The organism is Nocardioides ginsengisoli (genome assembly GCF_039537225.1).
GTDB lineage: Bacteria > Actinomycetota > Actinomycetes > Propionibacteriales > Nocardioidaceae > Nocardioides > Nocardioides ginsengisoli.
Genome location: NZ_BAABAC010000005.1, coordinates 158975 through 181663 on the forward strand (window position 1 = coordinate 158975; position 22689 = coordinate 181663).

Below are 22689 nucleotides of genomic sequence, written 5' to 3' on the forward strand. Positions count from 1 at the left end.
TGGATTTCACAGGGAACACTCAGATCCCACCCCTACGGTGAGAGGAGCCAGGAGACCTTGGCACTGATCCAGCGGAAGAAGGCCACGATGAAGGAGCCCGTCGATCCCCACCCCCAGCCCACCGGGCAGGGGCAGTCCGACCTGGACTGGGAGAGCATCGTCGAACAGCACTCCGACCGTGTCTACCGCCTGGCGCTGAGGCTCACCGGCAACCGCCACGACGCCGAGGACCTCACCCAGGAGGTCTTCGTCCGCGTCTTCCGCTCGCTGCACACCTACACCCCCGGCACCTTCGAGGGCTGGCTGCACCGGATCACGACCAACCTCTTCCTCGACCAGGCCCGCCGCAAGCAGCGGATCCGCTTCGACGCGCTCTCCGACGAGCGCGCGGCCCGGCTCGCCAGCGCGCTGCCGGCGCCCGACCTGGCCTATGCCGACCAGACCTTCGACGACGACGTCGCCGCCGCGCTCGCTGCGCTGCCGCCCGACTTCCGGGCCGCCGTCGTGCTGTGCGACATCGAGGGGCTGAGCTATGAGGAGATCGCCGAGATCCTCGGCGCCAAGCTCGGCACCGTCCGCTCGCGCATCCACCGGGGGCGCGCGCTGCTGCGCACCGCCCTGGCCCATCGCGCCCCGACCGCCGGCCGGACCCGGTACGCCGGTCCCGTCGCCGTCGTCGGGGGAGCGATGTGATCGGCCACCTCGGGCCCCGGGTCAGCGCCCTCCTCGACGGCCAGCTGTCCGCGAAGGACGCGGAGGAGGCGTGGGCGCACGTCTACGTCTGCCACGCCTGCCGCGACCTGGTCGAGCGCGAGGGCTGGGTCAAGACCCGACTCGCGGGGCTCTGCTCCGACCCCGGGCGTGGCGCGTCCTCCGACCTCAAGGGCTCGCTGCTGAGCATGCCCCCGGGCATGCCGCCGGGCGACGCGCTGCTGGCCGACGCCGATCATCACCGCGCCCACCCCGCCGGACGCCGCACGGCCGGCGCGGTGATGATCGACGGCGGCGCGATCGGCGCCGCGATGCTCGGCGTCCTCGCGCTCGGCTTCGGCGGCGCCAACCAGCCGGTCGACCGCCGGCCGCCGGTCACCCAGATCAACGTCAACTCGACGGTGCCGAGCGGCACGGGCACGCCCTCCGGCGTCCCGGCCGGCTCGACGCCCGCGCCGGCCGACGTGAGCCGGGGCGTCCCGGTGCCGGTGCGCCGGATGCTGCCCTGACCGGTCGCCTCACCGAACCTGATTCGGGACCATCGGACATGATGGTCCCGTGAACGACGCGCACGACGCCGACCGGGAGCCCACCGAGCCGATCGCCGACCCGGCTCCCGAGCCGACGCCGCCGTCCGACCTGGTCCCGCCGCAGTGGGCGCCGCCCGCCGCCGGCTCCGCGCCGCAACCGGCGAGCGCCGCCGCGGGCGCACATCCCGAGCCGACCCTCCCGCTGGCCCCGTCGCTGCTGCCGCCTCCGCCTGCCCACCCGCCGACCGCGGCCGACCTCACCGTCCGGCTGCCCGGCGCCCCGTTCGGGGCCGGCCCCGGCGGCCCCGCCGCCCCGCGCACCGAGCGCGGCGGCCGCCCGGCCGGCTGGGTGTGGCCGCTCGTCGCCGCGCTCGCGCTGGTCGTCGGTCTCGGTGGCGGCTTCCTCGGGGCGCTGGGCTACGACAAGCTCAACGGCGACACCACGGCCGGCCCCGGCTACTCCACCGGCGGCCTGTCGAGCCAGGACCTCGAGAACAAGGCGCCCCTGGCCGCCCCCGGCTCGGTCGCCGCGGTCGCGCAGGCGGTCCTGCCGAGCACCGTCCAGATCATCGCCGAGTACAAGGGCGAGGACGCCGGCGCCAGCGGCTCCGGCTGGGTCCTCGACCGCAACGGCCACATCGTCACCAACAACCACGTGATCGCCGACGCCGCCAAGAACAACGGCCCGATCGTCGTCATCGACCACGACCGCAACCGCTACGACGCGAAGGTGATCGGCCGCAGCTCGGTCTACGACCTGGCCATCCTCTACGTCGAGAAGCACGGCAGCCTCAAGCCGGTGAAGCTCGGCTCGTCCGCGCAGCTCCAGGTCGGCGAGCCGGTCGTCGCGATCGGCTCCCCGCTCAACCTGCCCGACACGGTCACCTCGGGCATCGTCAGCTATCTGCACCGCCCGGTCACCACCGGGGCGTCGGCCGACGAGTCGTCGTACATCGACGCGATCCAGACCGACGCCGCCATCAACCCCGGCAACTCCGGTGGCCCGCTGGTCGACCAGCAGGGCGAGGTGGTGGGGGTCAACTCCGCCATCGCCACCGCGGGCGGCAGCTCGACCGGCGGCGAGGCCGGCAATATCGGCGTCGGGTTCGCGATCCCGGTCGAGCAGGTGCGCGTCACCGCCGACCAGATCCTCAAGACCGGCAAGGCCCAGTACCCCGTCATCGGCGCCAAGGTGAAGACCGGCGGCGTCTCCAGCGGCGAGGGTGCCGAGCTCGACGAGATCGTCCCCAACAGCCCCGCGCAGGCCGCCGGCCTCCACAAGGGCGACGTGATCACCCACGTCAACGGCAGCCGGGTCACCGACGGCACCGCACTGATCGTCGCGATCCGGACCTACCAGCCGGGCGAGACGATCGAGTTCACGCTGACCCGCGGCTCGCAGACCAAGAAGGTGAAGGTCACCCTCGACGGCAAGGACGGCTGAGCCGAGTCGTTCGGTGTCACCCGGCATATCTGCTCCGAAATCGGCCGAGATCGAGCAGGAATGCCGGGTGAGACGGGGCCCCGGGTCAGGCGTCGGCGTCGGACTCCACGAACGGGTGGTCGGCGACGTACTGCGCGGCCGCCCGGTACTGCGCCTGGATGTACTCCTCCAGCCGCGACGCCTCCACCCGCCACTGACCGCGCCCGCCGATCTTGATCGCGGGCAGCTCGCCGCGCCGAACCAGCGCGTAGACCTGCGCGCCCGAGGTGTTGAGCACCTCGGCCACGTCGGCGAGCGTGAGGAACCGGGGGCCGTCCATGGGCCCATCGTCGCATCCGCCGCCGAGGTGTGCAGCCCGCGACACCGCCGCCCTGTGGACGGCGTCCGTCCGCCGGTTGCCGGATCCGGCAACGGATCGGCGTCCCGGGCCTCCCGGTCGCGCCCGCCCCGGTGACGGAGCCCCGGCCCGGCGGCACGCTGGGCCGATGCCCACGGACCCCGGCAGCCCCCGCAGCCCCCTCGCCCAGCGGGTGACCCGTCCGGCCTGGCGTGACCCGCGGCTGTGGTGCGGCGTGCTGCTGGTGACCGGGTCGGTCGTGCTCGGGGCCCGCCTGCTGGCGGAGGTCGACGAGACGGTCCCGGTGTGGGCGGTCGAGCACGCCCGGGGCGCGGGCACGCCGGTCGCACCGGACGATCTGGTCGTCGAGCGGGTCCGGTTCGCCGACGGCGCCACGCGGGGGCGCTACTTCGCGGCCGACCGGCCGCTGCCCGACGGGCTGGTTCTCACCCGGCCGGTCGGCGGGGGAGAGCTGCTCGCCCGCTCCGCGGTCGGCGCGGCCGACGCGACGCCGACGCTGCGGGTGCCGATCGAGGTCGACCCGCAGCGGGTCCCGCCCGACGTGGCCGCGGGCTCGGTCGTCGACGTCTGGGTCACCGCCGCCGCCCCCGACGAGCGGGCACCCGCGGAGCGCCCGGCGCTGAGCGCGGTCACCGTCGTCGCCGCCCCGCCGTACGACGACGCGTTCGCCGTCTCCGGCACCCGCCAGCTCGTCGTGGCCGTCGACGACGAGCGGGCGGCCGCCTTCGAACGGCTGCTGGCCGGCCTGGCCGACCCGGTGGTGCGGGTCCTCCAGCGCTCCTGAGTGGTGAGCCGATGATCGTCGTCCTGCTCGTGTCCACGGGCGCCGCGTGGGAGAGCGCTGCGCTGGCCGCGCTCGACGAGCACCCGGGCACGGTCGTGCTCAGACGCTGCGTCGACGTCCCGGACCTGCTCGCTGCGGCCGGCACCGGCCAGGCCGACGTCGCCGTCCTGGACGCCGACCTGCCGGGCCTCGACCGGCGAGTGGTCGACGAGCTCGGCCGCCACGGGCTGCGGACCCTCGCCATCGCGTCGTCGCCCGACACCCAGACCCACGGGCTGTGGGCCTGGCCGTCCGCGCGGGTCGCCGAGCTCGCCGAGCTGCTGACCCAGGGCCCCGACCAGCTGACTCCGACGCCGCGGCCCGCCCCGTCGGGAGCGGCCGCCCAGGGCCGGATCGTCACGGTCTGGGGCCCGGGCGGCGCTCCGGGGCGCACCACCCTCGCCACCGCCCTGGCGGGTGAGCTGGGCGGCCGCGGGCTGACGCCGTTGCTCGTCGACGCCGACCCCTACGGCGGCACCGTGGCCCAGCAGCTCGGCATCCTCGACGAGACCTCCGGACTGCTCGCCGTCGCCCGGCTGGTCGCCGACGGCGATCCGCTCGTCGAGCGCTTCGACGCCGTCCAGCGCCGGCTCTCCGACCGGGTCCGGGTGCTGACCGGCCTGCCCCGCGCCGACCGCTGGGGCGAGCTGCGTCCCGGCGTCCTGACCACCCTGCTCGAGCGCGCCCGCCACGACGGCCCGGTGGTGGTCGACACCGGCTTCAGCATCGAGCCCGACGCGAGCTATGCCGCCGGCCGGCCCGAGCGCAACGGGCTCACCCGCGAGGCGCTCGAGGTGGCCGACGACGTCGTCCTGGTCGGCACGGCCGACCCGGTCGGCCTCACCCGGCTGGCCCGGGCCCGTGCCGAGCTGGGCGAGCTGCTCCCCGAGGGGCGTACGACGCTCGTCGTGAACCGGATGCGGTCGAGCCTCGGCTGGCGCGAGTCCGACGTGGTCGCGCTGCTGCGCCGGGTCGGCGCAGCCGAGGCCGTCCACGTGCTGCCCGACGACCAGACCGCGACCGACCGGGCGGTCGTCGCGGGCCGGCTGCTCGTCGAGTCGGGGGAGTCCGCGCTGCGGCGCGCGGTCGCCCGCCTCGTCGACGCGCTCGCCGTCAGGAGCTGAACAGCAGGTACAGGCCGCCCGCGGTGAAGCCCACCATCACGACCAGCAGCGGCAGCTGACCGGTCACCTGCTCGCGCTTGGGCAGCAGGGTCAGCGCCCGGTCGTGCGCGGCAACCGCGGCCACCACGTGGCCGATCACGACCGCCAGCACCTTGAGGGTGGCGAGCAGGGTGGGATGGTAGGAGAACCAGTACGACGGCTCGACGCCCGCCGTACCGAGCATGTCCCAGCCCTTGCCGAACGGGTCGCTCACCCGCGCCAGCGTCTGCGTGCCGACGTCGACGAAGAGCGTCAGGTAGTGGGCGAAGATGTAGGCCAGCACGATCGGCGCGATCGAGTGCGCATAGCGGCGCGGCAGCTCGCGGCGCGGCACCTCGCCGTGGCCGGTCGTCAGCGCCGACGCACCCGCCAGCAGCACGCCCGCGGCGAGCACGAAGACCAGCAGCGCGATGTTGTCGAGCGTGGCCTTCGACACCGAGGCGTTCTGGTAGAACCGCACCCACCACGACGACTCGCCGAACGAGTCGAACGCCGTACTGCCGAAGAGCACGGCCACCACGCCGATCAGGCCCGCGCGGGGCGGCACGGTCGCGAGGTTGGCGAGGGGGCTGCGGACGACGAGCTGCCCGTCGACCCGCGCCCACGGCGACAGCTTCGCGACGAGCGAGGAGTAGACCTCGAACGGGTCGGCGTACTCGTAGAAGCGGTTGCCGAAGATCGCGCCGCCGACGAGCATCGCGCCGAAGTAGAGCGCGCACCAGAGCCGGACCGAGCCGAGCTCGGTGGGGTGGGTCGAGGCGAGCTCGAGCCACACGAAGGCGTAGAGGCCGACCGCGGCCGGCCAGTGGCCCAGCCACGCGGGGTAGTCGCGCAGGCCCACGTCGGGATCGCCGCCGGAGACCTTGGCGAGCAGGGTGTTGATGGCGCGGACCGGGCTGATCGCCTTCCAGACCGGGCCGAGCAGCGCGGAGGCGAAGACGATGCCGACCCACCACCACACGTAGACGATGCCGAAGAGCGGGTTGGTCAGCAGGTCCTGGCCGGCGACGGCGCACGCGACCGAGAAGGCGAAGGCCAGCAGGCCGAGCGTGCGCAGCACCCCGAAGAAGATCGGGGACGACGTCAGCGCGTCGAGGAAGGCCGGCGCGGGCCGGCCGGGGTGCTCGCCCCAGTCGTAGCGGGGCTTGCGCCAGGCGACGATGAGGACCGTGAAGGAGATGACGAGGGCCGCGACGGCGCCGGAGACGGCGAGCTCCAGCGGGATGGGCAGGTCGGCCTGCCCCCCGATGCCGTGGGCCTCGATGGTGCCGTTCACCTGACTTCGAGCTGGACGATGATCTGCGGCGGGTCGTGCGACTCGACCTCGATCACGCCCGGGCGGTCGATGGTGATGGGGAACGTCTTGGTGCCCTTGTCGTAGGCGAACTCCTGCTCGGGGTCGGAGTGCATGTGCAGCGAGCCGGCCCGGTCGGCGGTGACGACCAGGTCGATCGGCTGGCCTGCGCCGACCTTGATCCGGTCGCCCTTCGGCGTGATGTCGCCGTTCTCGACCGTGATCTTGACGACGACGGTCTTGTCGGAGCTCGCCGAGCTGTGGTCGGAGCCGCACGCGGTGACGGTTCCGAGCAGCGTGATGGTGGCGAGCGCCGCGCCGACGATGCGCAGGCGCTGCATGCGTTCCTCCTGTCGATGACACCCGTGGCCGGTGACCACGGATGCGGGGGTTCTCTGTCAGAATCTCACGGTGATCCCAAAGGCGGCGGAATGGGGCCGTCGCCGGTCGTGAGGGGATCCGTCCAGAGGCTGGAGGTCGACGTGGTGGACCGGGTGGGACCGCGGGACCTGTTGTTCCTCGAGGAGGAGTCGGCCGAGACGCCGCAGCACAACGCGACGATCGAGATCTTCGATCCGGGCGAGGGGCCCGACGCGCTCGACCACGCCCGTCTGGTCGCGCTGATCCGCGACCGGATCGCCTTCGTGCCGCGCTACCGGCAGCGGCTGCAGGCCGTCCCCGGCCATGTCGCCGGCCCGGTGTGGGTCGACGACGAGAAGTTCGACCTCGGCTTCCACGTACGACGCTCCGCGCTGCCGCGCCCCGGCACCTCCGCGCAGCTGCTCGAGCTGGTCTCCCGGATCGTCGCCCGGCCGCTCGACCGCACCCGCCCGCTGTGGGAGCTCTACTTCGTCGAGGGCCTCGAGGGCGGCCGGGTCGCGCTGCTCTCCAAGACCCACCAGGCGCTCGTCGACGGCGTCCACACCGTCGACCTCGGCCAGCTGCTGCTCGACCTGCAGCCCGAGGCCCGCGAGCTCGAGCCCGACGACTGGGCGCCGCGCCGCTCGCCCAACCCGGCCACGCTGCTGGGCGCCGCCGTCCGCGAGAACCTCACCGATCCCGGCGTGCTGCTCGACACCGTCCGCACCGGCTCGCGCGCCGTCGTCCGCACCGCCGACCAGCGCAGCGAGCGGGCCCGCTCCTTCCTCGCGGCCGCGGCCGGACGCCGTCCCAAGTCGCGGGGCGTGATCAACGGACCGCTCTCGCAGCAGCGGCGCGTCGTCACCGTCGAGACCCGGCTCTCCGACTACCGCCGGATCCGCGAGGCCCACGGCGGCACGGTCAACGACGTCATCCTCGCCACCGTCACCGGCGCCCTGCGGGCCTGGCTGATGACCCGCTCGGAGTCGATGGGCGGGCTGCGCCAGGTGCGCGCCGTCGTCCCCGTCTCGGTGATCGACGAGGAGCTCGAGGCGACCTCGCTCGGCAGCCAGATCGCCGCCCACTTCGTCGACCTGCCGGTCGGCGAGCCGAGCCCGGTCGTGCGCCTGCATCAGGTGTCCTACTCCTTCCAGGCACACAAGGACACCGGTCGCAGCGTGGCCGCCAACCGCCTCGCCGGCATCGCCGGCTTCGCGCCGACCACCTTCCACGCGATCGGCTCGCGGGTCGCGGCGGCCGAGCTGCGCAAGGGCTACCAGATCTCGGTCACCAACGTCCCCGGCCCGCAGGCCCCGCTCTACGCCGCCGGCGCCCGGATGCTCGCCAGCTATCCGGTCCCGCCGCTCACGCCCGGGCATCCACTGGCGATCGGCGTGACGTCGTACGACGGCGGGGTCTACTACGGCATCACCGCCGACCGCGACGGGATCCCCGACGCCGACATCCTCGGCTCCTGCCTGCGCGACGCGCTCGACGAGCTGATCGACCTGTCGTCGGCGACCCGACAGCGTGCGCCGCGCGGACGGCGCACGACCAAGGGCGGCGCGAAGAGCGGCCCGAAGAGCTGACGCCGGGGGAGCGGTGCGACGATGGGGCGGTGATCCCCCTCCATCTCGGCGCGCTGCACCCGGTCGAGCAGATCGCCACGATCGTGCTCGCGTTCGGACCGTTCGTGGTGCTGGGGATCGTGATCGCGGTCAAGCGGCGAGCCGAGGACCGCGAGTCGGCCGAGTCGGGTGAGTCAGAGTGACGGACACGTCACTCTCACCCACCCGACCCACGACGGTCTAGCGAGCGAGCCAGGCCTTCCCGGTCCGCTCCTCGGCGCGCAGCGCGCTGCCCAGCAGCTTGGCGAGCAGCTCCTCGATCTTCCCCGCCACCAGCGGGATCTTGACCTTGATCTCCAGGTCGACCGTCTCGGTGGTGACGCCGTCGGCCTCGACGAGGACGGCGGTGCCGCGCATCTCGCCCGGCTTGCCGGGGATGCCGACGTTGATCTCGGCCTTGAGCGGGCTCGCCCAGGTCTCGGTCTGCACGATCGTCGTGGTCTCGCCGACGAACTTCTTCGCGAACGACGGGACCTTGTCGGTCGGCTGGGCCATCTCGATGCGCACGGCCTTGGCGTCGACATTGCCCTCGATCTCGACCGAGTACGACGTCGCGCGCTGGTTGCGGCACACCTCCTGCCGGAACTCGGGGTCGGAGAGCATCGCGGCGACCTCGATCGCCGGGGCGTCGTACACCATCTTGTGAACCAGGCGGGTAGCCATCAGCGGTCTCCCTTCAGCCAGGCCACGCCCACGGAATGCTCCACGGTCAGGCCTGCGTCGATGTTGTCGGTCATCAGCTTCTCCAGCTTGCCGCCGACCAGCGGCACCTTGACGGTGACCTCGAGGTCGAGGGCGTGCGTGGTCGCGCTCCCGTCGGCCTTCAGGGTCACCGTCCCGGCAGCGCGGGTCGGCTTGCCCGGAGCAGTGATCTCGATCGTCCCAGACGTCGGGTCGCTCCACTCCTCCCGGACCACGGCCTGGGTGGTGTCGCCGGCGATCTTCTTGGCGATGGCGGGCAGACCGGCGGTGTTCTGGACCTGGTCGATGACGAGGCTGACACCGGCGCCGGCGGGGGTCGCGGTGACCGTCACCGACACGACCTGCTGGGCGGCCGCGACCCGCTCGCGGAAGGCGGGGTCGGCGAGCATCGCGAAGACCTCGTCGGGACCGGCCTCGTAGGTGAGCTCTCGGGTGTATCGCATACGAGACATCATGTCGGATCCCCGTGTTGTGGGGCGGAACATCAAGGTCCTACTGTCGAGGTGTGTCAACGACGACGCTGTCCTCCTCTGCTGCCCACACCGACCGAGACCGAATCTTCGAGCAGGCCGCCGCCGCGGCCGGGCCGTCGAAGGGCAGGGGGGGCCCGCCGCGCGATGCGCTGCCGGCCCTGCTGCCGGCCTACTACCGCCACGTGGCGACCGAGGAGCTGGCCACCCGCACCGACGTCGACGTCTATGGTGCCTTCGCCTCGCACTTCCACCTCGCCCACCAGCGCACGCCCGGCACCCCGAAGGTGCGCGTGTTCACGCCGACCGTCGCCGAGCACGGCTGGTCCGCGAGCGGCCACTCGGTGGTCGAGGTCGTCGTCGACGACATGCCCTTCCTCGTCGACTCGGTGACCATGGAGCTCTCCCGCGGGCTGCACGACGTCCGCGCGGTCGTCCACCCCACGTTCGACGTACGACGTGACGAGCAGGGCCTGCTGCTCTCCGCCGAGCCGGTCGCGTCCGGCTCGACCGCGCCCGTCGAGGGCACCATCCGCGAGTCCTGGATGCACATCGAGATCGGCCGACTCAGCGGTGAGGGCGACGACGCCCCCGAGGAGGTCGCCGACGACGTACGACGGGTGCTCGGCGACGTCCGCGCGTCGGTCGTCGACTGGCCGCAGATGCAGGAGCGGGTGTCCGAGATCGTGGCCGGTCTCGCCTCGTCCCCGCCGCCGCTGCCGCAGGAGGAGATCCGCCAGGCCGGCGACCTGCTCGCCTGGCTGGCCGACGAGCACTTCACCTTCCTCGGCTACCGCGAGTACGTCCTCGACAAGGCCGTCATCGACGGCGAGCAGGACGACGTCCTGCGCCCGGTGCCCGGCACCGGCCTCGGCATCCTGCGCGAGAGCCCGGCCGAGGAGGACACCACCGTCGCCTTCAGCCGCCTCCCCGAGGCAGTCAAGGCCAAGGCCCGCGAGAAGCGGCTGCTGGTGCTGGCCAAGGCCAACTCCCGCTCCACCGTGCACCGCCCGGCCTACCTCGACTACGTCGGCGTGAAGACGTTCGGCCCCGACGGCGAGGTCGTCGGCGAGCGCCGCTTCCTGGGCCTGCTGTCCAGCGCCGCCTACACCGAGTCGCTGCTGCGGATCCCGCTGCTGCGCGAGAAGGCCGACGAGGTCCTCCTGCGCAGCGGCTACGACGCCCGCAGCCACGACGGCGCGGCGCTGCTCGACACGCTCGAGACCTACCCGCGCGACGAGCTCTTCCACACCCCGGTCGAGGACCTCGGCCCGATCGTCGAGGCCGCGATGCAGGCCCGCGAGCGCCGTGCGGTGCGGCTGTTCATCCGCCGCGACACCTACGCCCGTTATCTGTCGGTGCTCGTCTACCTGCCGCGCGACCGCTACAACACCAACGTCCGGCACCGCTTCGTCGAGATCCTCACCGAGCAGATCGGCAAGGGCCGGATCGGGCCCGAGTCGGTCGAGTTCAACGTCAGCATCAACGAGTCGACGACGGCGCGCGTGCACTTCGTCGTCCACCTGCCCAAGGGCGAGCTGATCCCCGACGACATCGACACCGCCGACCTCGAGCGCCGCCTCGTCGAGGCCTCGCGCTCGTGGCAGGAGGACTTCCTCCAGGCCGTCATCGCCGAGTACGGCGAGGAGCACGGCGCCCTGCTCGGCCGGCGCTATCTCGATGCCTTCCCCGAGGCCTACAAGGAGGACTTCGGCCCGCGCACCGCGGCCGTCGACCTCGGCCGGATCGAGGGCATCCAGGGCAGCGAGGGCCGCGACCAGTCGCTCTACGCCGACGTCGACGCCCCCGACGGCGAGGCCCGGCTGAAGATGTTCCGGATCGGCGACCCGCTCTCGCTCAGCGCGGTGCTGCCGATGCTCGCGTCGATGGGCGTCGAGGTTGTCGACGAGCGGCCGTACGCCCTGTCCGGGCTCGACCGGCTCACCCACATCTACGACTTCGGCCTGCGCTACGGCGCGCCGCTGCCCGACCACGCGCGCGAGCTCTTCGCCGACTCGATGCGCGCGATGTGGGACGGCTACGTCGAGACCGACGGCTTCAACCGGCTGGTGCTCTCGGCCCGGCTGACCTGGCGCCAGACCATGCTGCTGCGCGCCTACGCGAAGTACATGAAGCAGGGCAACAGCCCGTTCGCCGTCGACTCCATCGAGCAGGCGCTGGTCGACAACGTCGACCTGGCCCGGCTGCTCGTCGAGCTCTTCGAGACCCGCTTCGACCCGGCCGCCGTGTCGGGCCGTGCCGACCGCGAGGAGGCGCTGGTCGCGAAGATCGGCGCCGCGCTCGACGACGTGGTCAGCCTCGACCACGACCGGATCATGCGGTCCTACCTCACCCACATCCGCAGCACGCTGCGCACCAACTACTTCCAGCAGGAGAACGGCGCGCCGAAGCAGTACCTCTCGCTCAAGCTGGAGCCGTCGGCGATCCCGGACCTGCCGGAGCCGCGGCCGAAGTTCGAGATCTTCGTCTACAGCCCCCGCGTCGAGGGCGTGCACCTGCGCTTCGGCGCGGTCGCCCGCGGCGGCCTGCGCTGGTCCGACCGGCGCGACGACTTCCGCACCGAGATCCTCGGTCTGGTCAAGGCGCAGATGGTCAAGAACACCGTGATCGTGCCGGTCGGCGCGAAGGGCGGCTTCTACGCCAAGCAGCTGCCCGACTCCTCCGACCGCGAGGCGTGGCTGGCCGAGGGCGTCGCCTGCTACAAGACGTTCATCCGCGGCCTGCTCGACGTGACCGACAACCTGGTCGCGGGCGCGACCGTGCCGCCGGCCGACGTCGTCCGCCACGACGGCGACGACTCCTACCTCGTCGTCGCCGCCGACAAGGGCACCGCGACCTTCTCCGACATCGCCAACGGCGTCGCGGCCGACTACGGCTTCTGGCTGGGCGACGCCTTCGCCAGCGGCGGCTCGGTCGGCTACGACCACAAGGCGATGGGCATCACCGCCAAGGGCGCCTGGGTGTCCGTACGACGCCACTTCCGCGAGATGGGCGTCGACTGCCAGAACGAGGACATCACCGTCGTCGGCATCGGCGACATGTCCGGCGACGTGTTCGGCAACGGCATGCTGTGCTCCGAGCACATCCAGCTGGTGGCGGCCTTCGACCACCGCGACATCTTCCTCGACCCGTCGCCCGACGCCGCGGCGTCGTACGCCGAGCGCAAGCGGCTCTTCGAGCTGCCGCGCTCGAGCTGGCAGGACTACGACCGCTCGCTCATCTCGCAGGGCGGAGGCATCTTCCCGCGCAGCGCGAAGTCGATCCCGATCAGCGCCGAGATCCGCGGCGCGCTCGGCCTCGGCACCAATGTCAGCCACCTGACGCCCGCCGAGCTGATGCGGGCGATCCTGCTCGCCCCGGTCGACCTGCTCTGGAACGGCGGCATCGGCACCTACGTCAAGGGCGAGACCGAGACCAACGCCGACGCGGGCGACAAGTCCAATGACGCGATCCGCGTCAACGGCGGCGAGCTGCGCGTGCGGTGCGTCGGCGAGGGCGGCAACCTCGGCTTCACCCAGCTCGGGCGCATCGAGTACGCCCGCGACGGCGGCCGGATCAACACCGACTTCATCGACAACTCCGCCGGCGTCGACACCTCCGACCACGAGGTCAACCTCAAGATCCTGCTCGACCGGGTGATGGCCGACGGCGACCTCACCGGCAAGCAGCGCAACGAGCTGCTGGCGTCGATGACCGACGAGGTCGCCGAGCTGGTGCTGCGCGACAACTACGAGCAGAACCTGGCGCTCGCCAACGCGGCCAAGAACGCGGTCTCGCTGCTGCACGTCCACGAGCAGTGGATGCGCGACCTGGAGTCGCAGGGGCTGCTCGACCGCGAGCTCGAGGCCCTGCCGTCGAAGCGCGAGGTGCAGCGCCGGATCGAGAACGGCGACGTCCTCAGCCAGCCCGAGCTGGCGGTGCTGATGGCCTACACGAAGATCGTGCTGGCCGAGGAGCTGCTCGCGTCCGACCTGCCGGAGGACCCCTACCTCAACCTCGACCTGCAGTCGTACTTCCCGGCGCCGATCCAGGCCGGCTTCCTCGACCAGATCGCCCAGCACCCGCTGCGTCGCGAGATCATCGTGACCCAGGTGGTCAACGACCTGGTCAACGGCGCCGGCATGACCTACTGGCCGCGTCTGGCCGGCGAGACCGGTGCGAGCGCCGCCGAGCTCACCCGGGCCAACTTCGTGGCGCGCGAGATCTTCGGCTCGCTCGAGCTGCGGCGTGAGCTGGAGCAGTACGACAACGTCCTCGACGCCGCCGTCCAGACCCGGATGCGGGTCGAGATGCGGACCCTCGTCGAGCGTGCGTCGCGCTGGCTGGTCACCAACCGGCGGCCTCCGCTCGACAGCCAGGGCAATGTCGAGTTCTTCGCGACCGACGTCCAGGAGACGATGCTCGAGCTGCCCCAGCTTCTCACCGGCGCCGAGCTGGCGGCCTACGAGGCGCGGCGGCACGCGCTCGAGGCGCAGGACGTGCCGGCCGACCTGGCGGCGCGGGTCGCGTCGTACGAGGTGGCCTACACGCTGCTCAATGTCGTCGAGATCGCCCACCGCGCGGAGCTCCCGCCGGCCGAGGTGGCGCGCGTCCACTTCGCGCTGGGCGAGCGGCTCGGCCTGTCCGTGCTGCAGCGCCGGATCGTCGACCTCCCGCGGGCCGACCAGTGGCAGACGATGGCCCGGGCGGCGCTGCGCGACGACCTCGGCGCCGTCCACGCGCAGCTGACCGGCGAGGTGCTGGCGGCGACGACCGCCGTCCAGGACGACGACCCGATCGCGGCCGCCGCGGCCCGGGTCACCGCCTGGGAGGCCGAGGCCGGTGTGGTGGTCGACAAGGCGATCAAGGCGCTGACCGCGGTCTGCGCCGACGAGCCGAGCGACTTGGCCAAGGTCTCCGTGGCGCTGCGGGTCGTGCGCGGGCTGCTGGCCTGAGCTGTCGGGACCGGGCTCTAGGCTCGGTCCCGATGACCGCCATTCATGTACTCGGGCTGACCAAGCGGTACGACGAGCTCACCGCCGTCGACGACGTGACCCTCGACGTCGGCGTCGGTGAGTTCGTCGGTGTCCTCGGACCCAACGGCGCCGGCAAGACCACGCTGCTGGAGATGATCGAGGGCCTGCGCCGACCCGACGCGGGCACCGTCGAGGTGCTCGGCGAGGCCGTGTGGCCGCGCAACCCGCGGCTGCAGCCGCGGATCGGCGTGCAGCTGCAGGCGTCATCCTTCTTCGAGCGGCTGACCGCCCGCGAGCAGATCCGCACCTTCGCCAGCCTGTACGGCGTGGGCGCGGCCACCGCCGACGGGTGGCTCGAGCGCGTGGGGCTCGGCGACAAGGCCGACACCCGCGTCGAGGCGCTGTCCGGGGGTCAGGCGCAGCGGCTGTCGATCGCCTGCGCGCTGGTGCACGACCCCGAGCTGGTGTTCCTCGACGAGCCGACAGCGGCGCTCGACCCGCAGGCCCGCCGCAACCTCTGGGACCTGCTGTCCTCGATCAATGACAGCGGCCGCACCGTCGTCCTCACCACGCACTACATGGACGAGGCCGAGATCCTCTGCGACCGGGTCGCGGTCATGGACCACGGCCGGATCCTGCAGTTCGACACCCCGGCCGCGCTGGTCCGCGGGCTCGACGCGCCGACCCGGATCACCGTCGCTCCCGGTGCGCTGACCGCCGCCCAGGCCGGTGCCATCGCGGGCGTCGGCGAGGTCGGCGAAGGCCCCGACGGCGTCGTCCTGGTGACCCGCGAGCCGGCCGCCGTCCTCGGCGCGCTCGCCGCGGGGCAGCATCTCGACGGCGTCACCGTGCAGACCGGCACCCTGGAGGACGTCTTCCTCGCCCTGACCGGACGGGAGTACCGCGCATGAGCGCCACGACCCGGGTGCGCTCGCCGTTCTGGGCGCTGTCGATCGCGATCCTGCGCGGCTTCCTGCGCGACCGCGCGTCGGTCTTCTTCGCGATCATCTTCCCGCTGATGTTCCTCGTGCTCTTCGGCGGACTGCTCGCCAACCAGGGTCAGTCGAAGGTCGACCTGATCCAGGTCGGCGCGGTGCCCTTCATCGACGACCTGCCGAAGGACGCCGCGACCGCGTTCGACCAGACCTTCCAGGTGACCCGGAAGAGCGATCTCGCCGCGGCGCTGGCCAAGGTGCGCAAGGGCGACGCCGACGTGGCGGTCGAGCAGCGCGACGACCAGGTCATCGCCCACTACACGCAGACCGACCAGGTGCGGGCCGCCGTCACGCAGGGCACGCTGCGGGCCTTCGTCGACGGCGTCAACGTCGCCGCCTCCGGCAGGCCTCCCGCCTTCCGGCTGGTCACCGAGCGGGTCGAGGACGACTCACTGACGACGATCCAGTTCGTGACGCCGGGCCTGCTCGGCTGGGCGGTGGCGATGAGCGCCGCCTTCGGCGCCGCGGCCACGCTGCAGGGCTGGCGGCAGTCCAAGCTCCTGCGCCGGCTCCAGCTCGCGCCGGTCGGTCCCGGCACGATCGTCGGCGCGCGCGTCGCGGTGACGCTCACGATCGCCCTCACCCAGCTGGCGATCTTCCTCGGCCTGGGCGCGGCCGCCTTCGGGCTGACCCTGACCGGGGCCTGGTGGATGTCGATCCCGCTCATCGTGGTCGGAACGCTCTGCTTCATGGCGATCGGGCTGCTCGCCGGCGCGCTGGCCAAGACCACCGAGGGAGCGGTCAACCTGGCCAACTTCCTGGTGCTGCCGATGGCCTTCCTCAGCGGCTCGTTCTTCCCGCTCGACGCCGCGCCCACGTGGATCCAACGGGTGTCCGACCTGTTGCCGCTCAAGCACCTCAACACCGGGATGCTCGACGTGATGGTCCGCGGGCAGGGGCCGTCGTCGGCGTTGGTGCCACTGGCGATCCTGGCCGGCTTCGCGGTCGTGGTGACCGCACTCGCGGCCAGGCTGTTCCGCTGGGAGACCACCTGATCCTTGTCCCCGGACCCGGGACGGGGAGGCCTCCGACACCCTAGGGTCTGTGCCATGGTCGACTTCCCGGTCATCCTCGGTCAGCTGGCGCTCATCATCATCGTCGCCCGAGTGGCCGGCATGCTGGTCGCCAAGGTCGGCGTCCCGCCGGTCGTGGGCGAGATCGGCGCCGGCGTGCTGCTCGGCCCGAGCCTGCTCGGCGCCCACCTCAGTGGTCAGCTGTTTCCCGTCGACCAGCGTGGCTTCCTCGACATCCTGGCCCGGGTCGGCCTGGTGCTGTTCATGTTCGTGGTCGGTCTCGAGCTCGACATCAAGCTGATCAAGGGCCGTGAGCGGGTCGCGGGCGCGGTGTCGATCTGCTCGATCCTGCTGCCGTTCTCGCTCGGCGTCGGGCTGGCGCACCTGTTCGTGACCAGCGCCGCGACCAAGGCGCTCAAGCCCGAGAACGCGGAGTTCTGGCCGTTCGCGCTGTTCATGGGCGCGGCCATGTCGATCACCGCGTTCCCGGTGCTGGCGCGGATCCTCACCGACCGCCGGATGCACCGCACCGAGACCGGCGGCCTCGCGCTCGCCTGCGCTGCGACCGACGACATCATCGCCTGGACCCTGCTCGCCGTCGTACTGGCGGTCGCCGGCGTCGAGGGGGAGCACGGTCACCTGCCCGGGTGGGCGATCTACCTGGCGATCCCGTTCGTGCTGGTCGCGATCTTCGTGGTGCGCCCGGCACTGACCTGGCTCACCCGCAGCTACCAGCGGGCCGGCGAGCTGACGCCGGCGATCATGTCCGTCGTCCTGGTCGGGCTGCTGCTCTTCGCGGCGACCACCGACCTACTCGGCATCCACTACATCTTCGGCGCCTTCCTCTTCGGCGCGATCATCCCGCACGAGCACGCCGCCGCGATGCGCCACGAGATCCTGGTCCGGCTGGAGCAGATCTCGGTGCTCCTGCTGCTGCCGGTGTTCTTCCTGCTGTCCGGCCTCAAGGTCGACATCCGCGGCCTCGGCACCGAGCACATCGTGCCGCTGCTGGCGATCCTGGCCGTCGCCATCGTCGGCAAGTACGTCGGCGCGTACGTCGGCGCCCGCCTCCTGAAGGTCCCGCACTGGCAGGCCAGCGCGCTCGGGCTGCTGATGAACACCCGCGGCCTCACCGAGCTGATCATCCTCAACGTCGGCCTGGAGAAGGGGCTGCTCAGCCAGCAGCTGTTCACCATGATGGTCATCATGGCGCTGGTCACCACGGTGATGACCGGGCCACTGCTCGGCTACGTCTACCCGCAGCGCCGGGTCGCGCGCGACATCGCCGAGGCCGAGCGCGCCGCCCTCGGCGTGGAGGCCGTCGACCGGATGCTCGTCCTGGGCCGCGACGGACAGGACGACCGGCTGCTCGTCGAGCTCGCCGTCGGCGCGCTCGCCGGCGCCCGGCCCGCCGAGATCGTGATCGCCGACCTCACCCCGCAGGGCCGCCCGCTCGAGGTCGGCAGCGGACTCTCCCTGGACCTGGCCGAGATGGCTGCGGCGATGGAGCGCCAGCAGGTCCTCGTGCACCGCGGCGAGGAGCTCGGCGTCCCGGTCCGCGTCATCGCCCACCCGAGCGCCGACGTCGAGCAGGACCTCGTCGAGCTGATCGGCGCGCTCCGCCCGCAGGGCCTGCTCGCCTGGTCCGACGACCCGTCGCTCGCCGCCGTCATGGCCGCCAACGAGTCGCCCGTCATCGTCGCCGCCGCCGGCACCCCCGGCCCCGAGGCCGACGCGCCCGTCGTCGTCCACGCCTCCGGCGACAGCGACGGCGACGCGGCCACCCTCCTCGGCGCCCGGCTCGCCCTGGTCCGCGACACCACGCTCGACCTGCGCGGCGACGGCCGCCGGGTCACCGCCGCCCGCGCCGCCCTCGAGGCGCGCGGTGTCCGTCTCGCGCCCGCCCCGGACGGGCCGCTGGCGGCCGCGGCGATCGAGCTGTCGCCGTACGGGACGCACGGGGGAGCGGGCATGCGCGTGCGCGCCGAGGTCGACGCGGCGCCGGTCGACTTCTCGGCCATTGCGCTCGCCGCGGTGCCGGCGTCTGCGTGACGCGCCTTCGGCGCGTGTGCGGTGGGTTGCGGTCCGCTGTGGGTTTCCGGTGGTTGCCGGTACACCCCTTTCCAGAGGCGATCTCGTTGATGCGCTTCTCAGCGGCTCCTGTTCTCAGGGGATGCGTGCCGCGGTGCTCGACGCGGAATCCGAAACCGTTCGGGCTTCGCCATTCGTAGGTGCCCGGACTGATGACGTCGTAGCGCCACGTCGAGTGCGTCTTCGCGCGGTGGTGGCGCCGGCGCCCGTAGAGCGGGAAGAGATTGCAGGGGCACGTCGGCCCGCCTCGGCCGTGTGGTCGCGCCCGATCAAGGTCGCAGGACCGGGCCTTGCGGCACCGCCGCGGTGGTGGTGGTCAGCCCCGGGCAGGCCGGCTTCGCCTTCGCGGACAGCTACGTGGCCGCGCTTGTAACTCGGTGTTCGTGTATCTACCACGGCCTTCGGGCATCTACCACCCGGTTCGGCATCTACCGCAGTGTTCGGGCATCCACGACGGTGTCGTTACCGGTCATGACCCCCTGGTGGATGCATGGACACCGAGTTACATGCGCGGTCGAGTGCGTCGCGCTGCTCACTGCATCGCGACCGAGCTGACCCGCGGCGGGCTGCCCTGCCGCAGCGGGGGAAGCGGCACCTGTGGTCGCGGAGCTCGACGACGGCGCGCACCTTGCCGACGTAGACGCGGCCGCCCGTCGGGGGAGCGGTCTTGGACGGCAACGAGCTCCATGAGCGCGAACCCTCCCTCGGAACGCCTGATCCGGCCCGCGCTTCACCTCAGCTCGAGCTGCCCGCGTGCGTGTTGAACGCCAGCGTCCGGTGCCCGATCCGCACCCGGGTGCCCTGGACGAGCACCTGCTCGGCGCCCGGGGGCATCCGGACCCAGTCCGGCGTCTTCGGCAGGTGCACGAAGGTGCCGTTGGTCGAGTTGTTGTCGACCAGGACGACGTCCCAGCCGCGCATCTCGAGCCGGGCGTGCACCCGGGAGACCTCGTGGGACTGGTCGATGATCGGCAGCGGTCGGAAGTCGCCGGCCGCGACGCGCTCGTCACCGGCCGGGTCGCGCCCGAGCAGGTACGGCGTGTCGAGCTGGAACACCGACCCGTCGTCGAGCACGATCACGCCCAGCGGCGGGCGCGGGCCGTTCACCAGGACCGGCGTCTGCTGGACCATGTTGATGCCGCAGATCCCGCAGAAGAGCACCCGCGGGTCGTTGAAGTGGCGGTTCTTGCAGTAGACACCGCGCACCTGCTCGTGGGCGTGCTCCTCCATGACCTGCGCGGCGCTCTCGACGATCGGCAGCGGCTCGAAGTCGTCGAGGTCGTCCTCGACGTCGCTGAGCAGGACCGACTGGAAGTTCACGTGCTCGTCGACCTGCGGCGGCGGCAGCGGGCGGCCGGCCACCGGGACCACCGGCTCGGGCACCGGCACCGCCTCGGGCGTCGGCACCGGCACCGGCACTGGCTCCGGCGTGGGCGGCGGCGGGGGAGCGGCCTCGACCACCGGCTCCATCACCGGCTCGGCGGCGGACGTCCCGGCCCCGACCCTCAGCGAGCCCGCGGGCACCACCCCGCCGTCCAGCCGGTACGACGACGCCTCGTCCGGCGCGCTCGCGCCCGGCAGCGTCACCGCGACCGACTCGACCGGCCACGGGATGAGCCGCTCGACCCAGGCCAGCGACTCGGCGCCCGTGATCGACTGCCCGTCGACGGTGACCGTGACGTCGCCGTCGACGAACACGGCGAGGCCGGTGGTGTGCGGCGCGAGCGCGGCGAAGCCGGGGGACTGGTCGGTCGCGGTCGACAGCATGAGCGCGTAGCCGCGCACCAGCTGGCGTCCCTGGCCGCCGTTGGCGGCGACCATCTCGGCGTGCTCGAGGTAGGGCCGGACGACCTCGGGGTCGTCGGACCCGACGAGGAGGACGACCGGGCCGATCCGGGCGAGCGTGCCGCCGCCGGGGCCGGGCACGACGCGGGCGCGCGCCCAGTCGTCTGCAGAGGTCTGGGTCATGGGGTCACACGATCCTTCCGCCGAAGAAGCGCCAGCGGATGAAGGGCACCCGCATCGGGCCGTTGGTCCAGACCCAGATGAACATCCAGATCACGGAGAAGTCGATGAAGAACGCCCAGAAGTCGGGCACGCCGTCGATCCCGGGCACCAGTTCGAGATCGAGCAGCAGCCACACCAGCGCGCCCTCGTTGAGCGCGGTGATCAGCCCGAACATGGTGGGCCAGTCCTTCTCCCACCGGAACTGCTGGATGACGTGGTAGATCAGCTCCCAGACGACGCCGAGGACCAGCACCGTCGCCAGGATCAGGTACGTCGTCCGGTAGTCCGGGTCGCCGGGCAGGATCGGCGTCAGCACGAGCGTGATCAGCCCGCCGACGACGACGAGCATGAAGATCCGGGTCTGCAGCCGGCCGTTCAAGGTGGGCAGCATTACGAGCGCGCTCCTGTCCGTCGAGTCATCACGGCCTGCTCCCGGCGAGCCACTTCCACCACTGTGCGGTCGAGCGCACCGGCCCGATCCGCTTGCAGAAGCCGCGCTTGGCCAGGTCGCCGTAGATCTCCTGGGCCGCGACCTGCAGGCCGAGGAAGGTGTCGACGCCCGGGAAGTAGCCACCCAGCGTGGTCGCGCCGGACGCGTAGACCGTGCCGCCGCCCGACTGGGCGCCGATCAGCTCGAAGTTGCGGTCGACGTTGAGCCGGCCGACCGGGTTGCGGCTCGCGCCACCGTGCTCGAGCAGGTCCTTGAGCAGCCGGTGCTCGGCGATGTCGGCCTCGAGGCCGGTGCAGTCGATGACGAAGTCGACCTCGAGCGGGACGACGCCCTGCGCGGTGCGGACCTGGTTGAGGATCCGCTCGCCGCTGGGCTTCATCTCGTCGACCGTGCCGACCACGCAGGAGTACCAGCCCTCGCGCCGGCCCTGGTTCATCTGCCGCTGCCAGCTCTTGCGCCAGGGCGTGTTGGTGCCGCCCATCCGCTTGTACAGCTGGGCTCGCTCCTCGCCCTCGAGCTTGCGGACCTGCGCCTTGAGCTGCCCGCCCCACACCGACTTCGGGTAGTTGAAGCCCTGGTAGGCCCAGCCGTCGCCGCCACGGCGGCGCATCGTGAGCTTGGTCTTCCCGCCGCCGGGGCGCGGGTCGCTCTCGTTGCCGTAGCCGTCGTTGGTGCCGTTGATGTAGGTGCGGAACAGGTGGACGATCCGGGTCTGCGCGCCGTGCTTCTCGCGGTCGTCCATCAGCCGCTGCAGGATGCGCGAGGCGACGATGCCGCCGCCGCGCACCAGCACCGTCGACGGCGTCTGCACCAGCCGCTCGTAGACGTGCTCGTGCGCCTCGTAGGCGTTGACGATGTGCCGGTAGTCGTTGTTCTCGGTGCGGTAGCGCTGCAGCTCGGGCAGGAACTTCAGGCCCGGGTAGCCGACCGCGATGTGCACGTACTGCGACCGGAACGCCACCCGCTTGGTGGCCGACGCGCCCTCGGGCGGGGTCAGGATGGTGAAGTAGCCACCGCCGTAGCGGCGCCGGACGATGCGCACCAGGCCCTTGACCAGCATCTCGTCGTAGCCGATGCGCTTGGACTCGCGCTCCAGGTTCTCGAAGACATGCCCGGCGCGCGGGGTGTAGTAGTCGGTGAAGATCGGCTCGGCGAAGACGTTCCACAACGGCTTGAGCGACTTCTTGTGGATCGCCTCGCTCACCGCGTACGACGGGAAGCCCCAGATGTTGTCGGGGCGCGAGGCCGAGTCGGAGCGGATCCGCTCGGGACGCGGCACCTGCGAGACGCGGGTGAGGTACTCGTAGGTCTGCCACGGGAAGTCGAGCGTGCTGAGCACCCGCATCTGGGAGGTCGGCACGCCCGCGATGCGCAGGTAGTCGACGGTCACGAAGGAGCCGATGCCGCCGCCGACGGTCACGAAGGGCACGTCGACGATGGGGATGCCGGCGCCGGCGACCATGTCGTCGGTCCAGAAGTCCGTCTGCAGCAGCTGATCGGTCAGGTCGCCGGTGATCGGCTGCGCAGGCAGGTACGTCGATGGGTCCGTGGTCGGCACGACGGATGCGGCAGAGGGGTCGATCAAGGCGCCTCCTAGGTCGCTGAGTGCGTCCGGAACGCTACACCGCTACCCGCTCGCGTGCGGCCCGAATCATGGGGATCGGCCACGGGCA

At 72.1% G+C, this 22689-nt stretch carries 19 protein-coding genes; 11 read left to right on the plus strand and 8 right to left on the minus strand.

Going from position 1 to position 22689, the window contains the following annotated elements; translation table 11 throughout:
• Nucleotides 1-87 precede the first annotated feature (87 nt).
• The 3 genes from sigE to AB4880_RS02455 are packed head-to-tail and all read left to right on the plus strand — an operon-like array spanning nt 88 to nt 2685.
• Nucleotides 88-693, plus strand: a complete 606-nt coding sequence (gene sigE, locus AB4880_RS02445; protein ID WP_367917607.1) for an RNA polymerase sigma factor SigE — start codon at nt 88-90, stop codon at nt 691-693.
• Nucleotides 690-1220 (plus strand): anti-sigma factor, encoded by a 531-nt coding sequence (locus AB4880_RS02450; protein ID WP_367917608.1) that lies wholly within the window; start codon nt 690-692, stop codon nt 1218-1220. The genes sigE and AB4880_RS02450 overlap by 4 nt, the downstream gene beginning before the upstream one ends.
• Nucleotides 1221-1269: 49 nt before the next feature.
• Nucleotides 1270-2685 carry a S1C family serine protease gene (locus tag AB4880_RS02455; protein ID WP_367917609.1) on the plus strand — a complete coding sequence of 472 codons (1416 nt, stop codon included), beginning with the start codon at nt 1270-1272 and terminating at the stop codon, nt 2683-2685.
• An 85-nt stretch (nt 2686-2770) separates the two neighbouring features.
• On the opposite strand, the gene AB4880_RS02460 is transcribed toward AB4880_RS02455, so the two are convergent.
• Nucleotides 2771-3004 carry a helix-turn-helix domain-containing protein gene (locus AB4880_RS02460; RefSeq protein WP_367917610.1) on the minus strand — a complete coding sequence of 78 codons (234 nt, stop codon included), beginning with the start codon at nt 3002-3004 and terminating at the stop codon, nt 2771-2773.
• A gap of 166 nt (nt 3005-3170) precedes the next feature.
• Between AB4880_RS02460 and AB4880_RS02465 the strand changes: the two genes are divergently transcribed.
• Nucleotides 3171-3827, plus strand: a complete 657-nt coding sequence (locus tag AB4880_RS02465; RefSeq protein ID WP_367917611.1) for a hypothetical protein — start codon at nt 3171-3173, stop codon at nt 3825-3827.
• Between the two features lie 11 nt (nt 3828-3838).
• Nucleotides 3839-4990 carry a CpaE/TadZ family protein gene (locus AB4880_RS02470; protein WP_367917612.1) on the plus strand — a complete coding sequence of 384 codons (1152 nt, stop codon included), beginning with the start codon at nt 3839-3841 and terminating at the stop codon, nt 4988-4990.
• Here AB4880_RS02470 and AB4880_RS02475 read toward each other — a convergent pair.
• Together AB4880_RS02475 and AB4880_RS02480 are read right to left on the minus strand one after the other, a co-directional pair.
• Nucleotides 4980-6305: a hypothetical protein gene (locus AB4880_RS02475; protein WP_367917613.1), complete on the minus strand. Its 1326-nt coding sequence runs from the start codon at nt 6303-6305 to the stop codon at nt 4980-4982. The genes AB4880_RS02470 and AB4880_RS02475 overlap by 11 nt on opposite strands.
• The gene (locus AB4880_RS02480; RefSeq protein WP_367917614.1) at nt 6302-6664 is read right to left on the minus strand and encodes a cupredoxin domain-containing protein; all 363 of its coding nucleotides are present in this window, start codon (nt 6662-6664) and stop codon (nt 6302-6304) included. Before AB4880_RS02480 ends, AB4880_RS02475 begins: the two co-directional genes overlap by 4 nt.
• A gap of 141 nt (nt 6665-6805) precedes the next feature.
• Between AB4880_RS02480 and AB4880_RS02485 the strand changes: the two genes are divergently transcribed.
• Both AB4880_RS02485 and AB4880_RS02490 read left to right on the plus strand, forming a co-directional pair.
• Complete coding sequence (locus tag AB4880_RS02485; protein ID WP_367917615.1) at nt 6806-8272, plus strand: wax ester/triacylglycerol synthase family O-acyltransferase; 1467 nt, start codon at nt 6806-6808, stop codon at nt 8270-8272.
• A gap of 29 nt (nt 8273-8301) precedes the next feature.
• The gene (locus tag AB4880_RS02490; RefSeq protein ID WP_367917616.1) at nt 8302-8454 is read left to right on the plus strand and encodes a hypothetical protein; all 153 of its coding nucleotides are present in this window, start codon (nt 8302-8304) and stop codon (nt 8452-8454) included.
• Between the two features lie 37 nt (nt 8455-8491).
• Here the strand turns inward: AB4880_RS02490 and AB4880_RS02495 are convergent, their stop codons facing one another.
• Together AB4880_RS02495 and AB4880_RS02500 are read right to left on the minus strand one after the other, a co-directional pair.
• Nucleotides 8492-8974 carry a DUF2505 domain-containing protein gene (locus AB4880_RS02495; RefSeq protein ID WP_367917617.1) on the minus strand — a complete coding sequence of 161 codons (483 nt, stop codon included), beginning with the start codon at nt 8972-8974 and terminating at the stop codon, nt 8492-8494.
• Nucleotides 8974-9456 carry a DUF2505 domain-containing protein gene (locus AB4880_RS02500; protein ID WP_367917618.1) on the minus strand — a complete coding sequence of 161 codons (483 nt, stop codon included), beginning with the start codon at nt 9454-9456 and terminating at the stop codon, nt 8974-8976. Before AB4880_RS02500 ends, AB4880_RS02495 begins: the two co-directional genes overlap by 1 nt.
• Nucleotides 9457-9518: 62 nt before the next feature.
• Between AB4880_RS02500 and AB4880_RS02505 the strand changes: the two genes are divergently transcribed.
• The 4 genes from AB4880_RS02505 to AB4880_RS02520 are packed head-to-tail and all read left to right on the plus strand — an operon-like array spanning nt 9519 to nt 18519.
• Nucleotides 9519-14438 (plus strand): NAD-glutamate dehydrogenase, encoded by a 4920-nt coding sequence (locus AB4880_RS02505; RefSeq protein ID WP_367917619.1) that lies wholly within the window; start codon nt 9519-9521, stop codon nt 14436-14438.
• Between the two features lie 32 nt (nt 14439-14470).
• Complete coding sequence (locus AB4880_RS02510) at nt 14471-15370, plus strand: ABC transporter ATP-binding protein (protein ID WP_367917620.1); 900 nt, start codon at nt 14471-14473, stop codon at nt 15368-15370.
• Nucleotides 15367-16449: an ABC transporter permease gene (locus AB4880_RS02515; RefSeq protein ID WP_367917621.1), complete on the plus strand. Its 1083-nt coding sequence runs from the start codon at nt 15367-15369 to the stop codon at nt 16447-16449. The genes AB4880_RS02510 and AB4880_RS02515 overlap by 4 nt, the downstream gene beginning before the upstream one ends.
• 54 nt (nt 16450-16503) lie before the next feature.
• Nucleotides 16504-18519 (plus strand): cation:proton antiporter, encoded by a 2016-nt coding sequence (locus tag AB4880_RS02520; protein ID WP_367917622.1) that lies wholly within the window; start codon nt 16504-16506, stop codon nt 18517-18519.
• A 774-nt stretch (nt 18520-19293) separates the two neighbouring features.
• Here AB4880_RS02520 and AB4880_RS02525 read toward each other — a convergent pair.
• Genes AB4880_RS02525 through AB4880_RS02535 form a run of 3 tightly spaced genes read right to left on the minus strand, consistent with a single transcriptional unit; the run spans nt 19294 to nt 22601 of the window.
• Nucleotides 19294-20526, minus strand: coding sequence for an FHA domain-containing protein (locus tag AB4880_RS02525; protein WP_367917623.1), 1233 nt, complete (start codon nt 20524-20526; stop codon nt 19294-19296).
• A gap of 4 nt (nt 20527-20530) precedes the next feature.
• The gene (locus tag AB4880_RS02530; protein WP_367917624.1) at nt 20531-20956 is read right to left on the minus strand and encodes a hypothetical protein; all 426 of its coding nucleotides are present in this window, start codon (nt 20954-20956) and stop codon (nt 20531-20533) included.
• Between the two features lie 28 nt (nt 20957-20984).
• Complete coding sequence (locus tag AB4880_RS02535; protein WP_367917625.1) at nt 20985-22601, minus strand: FAD/NAD(P)-binding protein; 1617 nt, start codon at nt 22599-22601, stop codon at nt 20985-20987.
• Between the last annotated feature and the right edge of the window lie 88 nt (nt 22602-22689).

Bases quoted from the DNA above. Each gene is read 5' to 3' on its own strand.
- sigE (WP_367917607.1), top strand. From the start codon at position 88: ATGAAGGAGCCCGTCGATCCCCACCCCCAGCCCACCGGGCAGGGGCAG.
- AB4880_RS02460 (WP_367917610.1), bottom strand. From the start codon at position 3,004: ATGGACGGCCCCCGGTTCCTCACGCTCGCCGACGTGGCCGAGGTGCTC.
- AB4880_RS02465 (WP_367917611.1), top strand. From the start codon at position 3,171: ATGCCCACGGACCCCGGCAGCCCCCGCAGCCCCCTCGCCCAGCGGGTG.
- AB4880_RS02470 (WP_367917612.1), top strand. From the start codon at position 3,839: ATGATCGTCGTCCTGCTCGTGTCCACGGGCGCCGCGTGGGAGAGCGCT.
- AB4880_RS02480 (WP_367917614.1), bottom strand. From the start codon at position 6,664: ATGCAGCGCCTGCGCATCGTCGGCGCGGCGCTCGCCACCATCACGCTG.
- AB4880_RS02495 (WP_367917617.1), bottom strand. From the start codon at position 8,974: ATGGCTACCCGCCTGGTTCACAAGATGGTGTACGACGCCCCGGCGATC.
- AB4880_RS02500 (WP_367917618.1), bottom strand. From the start codon at position 9,456: ATGCGATACACCCGAGAGCTCACCTACGAGGCCGGTCCCGACGAGGTC.
- AB4880_RS02510 (WP_367917620.1), top strand. From the start codon at position 14,471: ATGACCGCCATTCATGTACTCGGGCTGACCAAGCGGTACGACGAGCTC.
- AB4880_RS02515 (WP_367917621.1), top strand. From the start codon at position 15,367: ATGAGCGCCACGACCCGGGTGCGCTCGCCGTTCTGGGCGCTGTCGATC.
- AB4880_RS02520 (WP_367917622.1), top strand. From the start codon at position 16,504: ATGGTCGACTTCCCGGTCATCCTCGGTCAGCTGGCGCTCATCATCATC.
- AB4880_RS02525 (WP_367917623.1), bottom strand. From the start codon at position 20,526: ATGACCCAGACCTCTGCAGACGACTGGGCGCGCGCCCGCGTCGTGCCC.
- AB4880_RS02530 (WP_367917624.1), bottom strand. From the start codon at position 20,956: ATGCTGCCCACCTTGAACGGCCGGCTGCAGACCCGGATCTTCATGCTC.